The following is a 3878-nucleotide window of genomic DNA, read 5'->3' on the forward strand; positions in this document are numbered from 1 at the left end:
CTTGCTGTGTCCAAACACTTCGATATCTTCCCAGCCTTCACAACCGGATAAAACCGCCGAAATGATAAGAAACAAGACATCAGTAAGATCATGATATTGGTTGATGGAAGAACGCTTATCTTCCACAAGTTCAAGGTGGCTAAATAACGACGTAATTAACAAGTAGATAGTGATAATGTGGGCGTTATTAGATCAGAAAAGAGGCGGGTGTTAAAGCCTTTTTACAAAGTGCGATCCCGCCGTGCTTGTAATGGTTAGTCTAATGTTTGATTTAGTTTAATATTTGATTTAGTCTAACTATTTGATTTATATTGCCTTAGGGTAATGAAAAATTTGTATATAATGGAGTTTTACAATGGATATGAATAAGGTCTTTGATAGCCCGTACCATAAAAGAATTTTTCTAGGTTCTATATTTTTATTACTTTCAATTCTTATAGCTGCTCGATTTTATTTGACTCCTAAAGCAGGAGTTACACCTACTCAATTCGATATATCGTCACTTGCTATTTTAGATAATACAATGTCGGGGCTAGTTGTTTCTGTCATTTTATCTTTTGTAATTTATTACTTTATAGGTTCCAGGAAAGAGAGTTCAACTAATCTTAGACAAGTTTCTGCGAGAGATATTGTTCCCTATTTCGAAGTTGCTTTAGCTGAAGCTACGTGTTGGATGTTTAAGGGAAATCGAGGTCGTTATTTGCGTGCAAAGGTTCTTCCAACGTTATCTGAAAGAACAGGACGTTATTCAATCGAAGCTATATTTATTAATCCTATGCATGAGGATATTTGTCAAAAATTTGCGGAACACAAAAACTTTAGTGCACTAAATGAGGAAGGACGGGACTGGAATGCTGAAAAAGTACAAGCAGATCTAATTGCTACACTTGCTGTATGTGCTTGGTACAATAGGCAGCCATCTCTTAATATAAACATATACTTAAATAGCGTTTTTGAACCAATAAGAGTTGACTCTAACTCACATACAACATTTTTAACGGTAGAAAATAAAAGGGAGCCATGCTTAGTTGCAACCGACGACCACTTCTTAAACGGTTGGGTCTATGAGCAATTTACGTTAATAAAACATCAAGCATTAGAAGTATCACTAGCAACTATAGATAAACATTGTTTGGAAGATCTAGATGAACAAGATATTAAAAATGTATGTAATAGTTTTGGCTTTGAAAATCCCAGTCAAAATGTAGTAAAAACAGCGTTAATTAGTGCACAAAGAAACACAGATCCTTATGGAAAGAATTAATAAATTACTGTATCTGGAACTCAACGATATCTTGAGTATCATTTCGTGTTGGCGTGACGGTGAAGCGCTTTGGCACCCTCTTGGTTTCATCTCAATGCCTTTAAAGGAAGGTGCTGGTTGGGCTCTGAAACTTCATTATTGGCCAAAAGGAATCCGAATATCAAAAAAACCGGAATGGCCGATACATAATCATAGATTTGATATAACTAGCAGGGTTTTATATGGGACAATGGGAATGTGGGAATACGATATTATAAAAGGAGGGACACATACTCTTTTTCCTGTGGAATATGATGGAAAAGATTCAACTCTTATCGCGAGTGCTACCTCAGTGACACCAAAACTTAAAATCAAGCATTATCATAGTGCGGGTTCGGTCTATCAGATGGAGTCAGAAGTTTATCATCAAGCATTTGTACCTGCCAATGAATGTGTAGTCACGATAGTACTTCAAACAAACTACACGAATATGGCGCCTTTAGTTGTTGGTAATAACGAGGATGAGATTGAAAAATATATTAGAACTCCGTTTGATAAGTCTGAAATTTGGAATGTTGTTTTGAATGGGCCCCAGTAGCGTCTTAATAGGATTAATTAAACTGCAAAGGAAGAAATTGATGGTAAAGATTATTGCAATTGAAGGTATGGATGGAGTAGGTAAGAGCACCGTATGTGAAAAATTGAAGAACCATTATGAGATTAATAAATGTAATCACGTCAAAGTTTTCAAAACTCCTACAATCGGGTTTAATAAAATACCGACTATAGCGAGAGATGAAGGTATATATGGCTCCTTGTGTGCTTATTTAATAGCAAACAAAGAGTTTGCGAATCGAGCTTCTGATGTTCCTATAGTTATTGTTGATAGATATATGTTGTCAACAGTTGTTTATCACTTAGAAGCGGTTGAAAATAATATGCTAGAAATAAAAGCAGGTATAGCTGCTATAGGCTTACCCTCACCTATTCTAACTGTTCTGTTAAAATCCAACTCATCTGTTGTAAATGAACGCCTCTTAAAACGTGAAAATGACTCTAATTTATTGAGTAGTGACGTTTTAGAACAAAGGTTTGATATTGTCATTAGCAGCAAATTAATGAATGAATATTTTGGTGATGTTGTGATTATGAAAAACGAAATAGATAGTGATCTAAAAGATGTTGTAAACAGAATTATAGGAATTGTAGATCAGCTTTTAGAGTCAAAATGATAGGATTCACCTCTTTGAATGTCCTAAAATGAACATACCATCAATATGGTCTCTGAAAATCATTAATTGGTTTTTTAAATAGAGTTTTGAAAAGGGGTAATCGCAGCGATGTTATTACCCCTTTTTTATTTAACTGAGAGCTGCCTCGAGAGGAAGCTATCTTTGCTTAACCTAAAATTTACCTGATTTAATCGCTAATTTTCTTGGTTCAAAAAAAATAAATAAGACAGCCATTATTAAATTATCATGCAAAGCTAGCTACTTTAATATTTTTTTACGCCAAAAGCACCTTTCAATGCGATTTTTTAACTTAACTAAAAAATTTAGGTGGTAATTGTAAATTGTTAGGCACAACTGTGCCTACTTTATCAGCATGATTGGTGTTAAGTGTTTTGGTTATAAGGTAATTTAAGCAAATAGCTTTTCACATTGACTGATGCTGGTTCGTCGTTTTACTTCTAAATGTGTGTAGTAGCCATCAAGCTTATTGGGTCGCCCTACTGCCCCTTTGAACACTTTGGTAAATTGTGTGGTGAGTTTTAACCAGTTTTCTGGTGCTATGTTTAATCGCTCTAAGAGTGGAAGTGTACGCTGCTCTATATGTCCGCGTTTATCTTCTCTCATACAACGGCCTGTTAGCTCTACTAACTCTAAGTATGACCTTAACTCAAAGGGTAACCCTTTGGGCATGTGTTTTCTGGGGCTGCCAGCAAAGCGAGCAAGTTGTTTAGGTTGCTTTGCCTCTTTTGCGGCTTTAATTCGCTTTTGAACGCTGGTGTGCTCAGAGTCCTCGGTGGTTTTTGCCATCTTCGCTCTGATGGGGTTTAAATCAACATATGCCATACAAGCTGCTAATGCTAAAATAAATAAGACAAAATAAATAAGACAGCCATTATTAAATTATCATGCAAAGCCAGCTACTTTAATATTTTTTACGCCAAAAGCACCTTTCAATGCGATTTTTTAACTTAACTAAAAAATTTAGGTGGTAATTGTAAATTGTTAGGCACAACTGTGCCTACTTTATCAGCATGATTGGTGTTAAGTGTTTTGGGTTATAAGGTAATTTAAGCAAATAGCTTTTCACATTGACTGATGCTGGTTCGTCGTTTTACTTCTAAATGTGTGTAGTAGCCATCAAGCTTATTGGGTCGCCCTACTGCCCCTTTGAACACTTTGGTAAATTGTGTGGTGAGTTTTAACCAGTTTTCAGGTGCTATGTTTAATCGTTCTAAAATAGGAAGTGTGCGCTGCTCTATATGCCCGCGTTTATCTTCTCTCATACAGCGGCCCGTTAGCTCAACTAATTCTAAATAAGACTTTAACTCAAAGGGTAACCCTTTGGGCATGTGTTTTCTGAGGCTGCCTGCAAAGCGAGCAAGTTGTTTAGGTTGCTTTGCCTC

4 protein-coding genes and 2 pseudogenes are annotated in these 3878 nt (G+C 36.0%); 3 read left to right on the forward strand and 3 right to left on the reverse strand.

Features of this window, described 5'->3' with window-relative positions; genetic code table 11:
- Nucleotides 1–156, reverse strand: a 156-nt coding sequence (locus SANK73390_RS19495) for a transposase family protein (RefSeq protein ID WP_462768017.1), incomplete at its 3' end; no start/stop codon positions are given.
- A 199-nt stretch (nt 157–355) separates the two neighbouring features.
- Here SANK73390_RS19495 and SANK73390_RS19500 point away from each other — a divergent pair.
- Genes SANK73390_RS19500 through SANK73390_RS19510 form a run of 3 tightly spaced genes read left to right on the forward strand, consistent with a single transcriptional unit; the run spans nt 356 to nt 2475 of the window.
- Entirely contained in the window at nt 356–1264 is a 909-nt protein-coding gene (locus SANK73390_RS19500; protein WP_462768014.1) for a hypothetical protein, read from the forward strand.
- Nucleotides 1251–1841, forward strand: coding sequence for a hypothetical protein (locus SANK73390_RS19505; protein ID WP_462768015.1), 591 nt, complete (start codon nt 1251–1253; stop codon nt 1839–1841). Before SANK73390_RS19500 ends, SANK73390_RS19505 begins: the two co-directional genes overlap by 14 nt.
- A gap of 40 nt (nt 1842–1881) precedes the next feature.
- On the forward strand, nt 1882–2475 hold the full coding sequence (locus SANK73390_RS19510) for a nucleoside/nucleotide kinase family protein (RefSeq protein WP_462768016.1): 594 nt from the start codon (nt 1882–1884) through the stop codon (nt 2473–2475).
- A 408-nt stretch (nt 2476–2883) separates the two neighbouring features.
- On the opposite strand, the pseudogene SANK73390_RS19515 reads toward SANK73390_RS19510, so the two are convergent.
- Nucleotides 2884–3333, reverse strand: a pseudogene (locus SANK73390_RS19515) (transposase); the annotation flags it as partial.
- A gap of 209 nt (nt 3334–3542) precedes the next feature.
- A pseudogene (locus SANK73390_RS19520) lies at nt 3543–3878 on the reverse strand (transposase); the annotation flags it as partial.

The sequence above is a fragment of the Pseudoalteromonas sp. SANK 73390 genome, assembly GCF_054966645.1.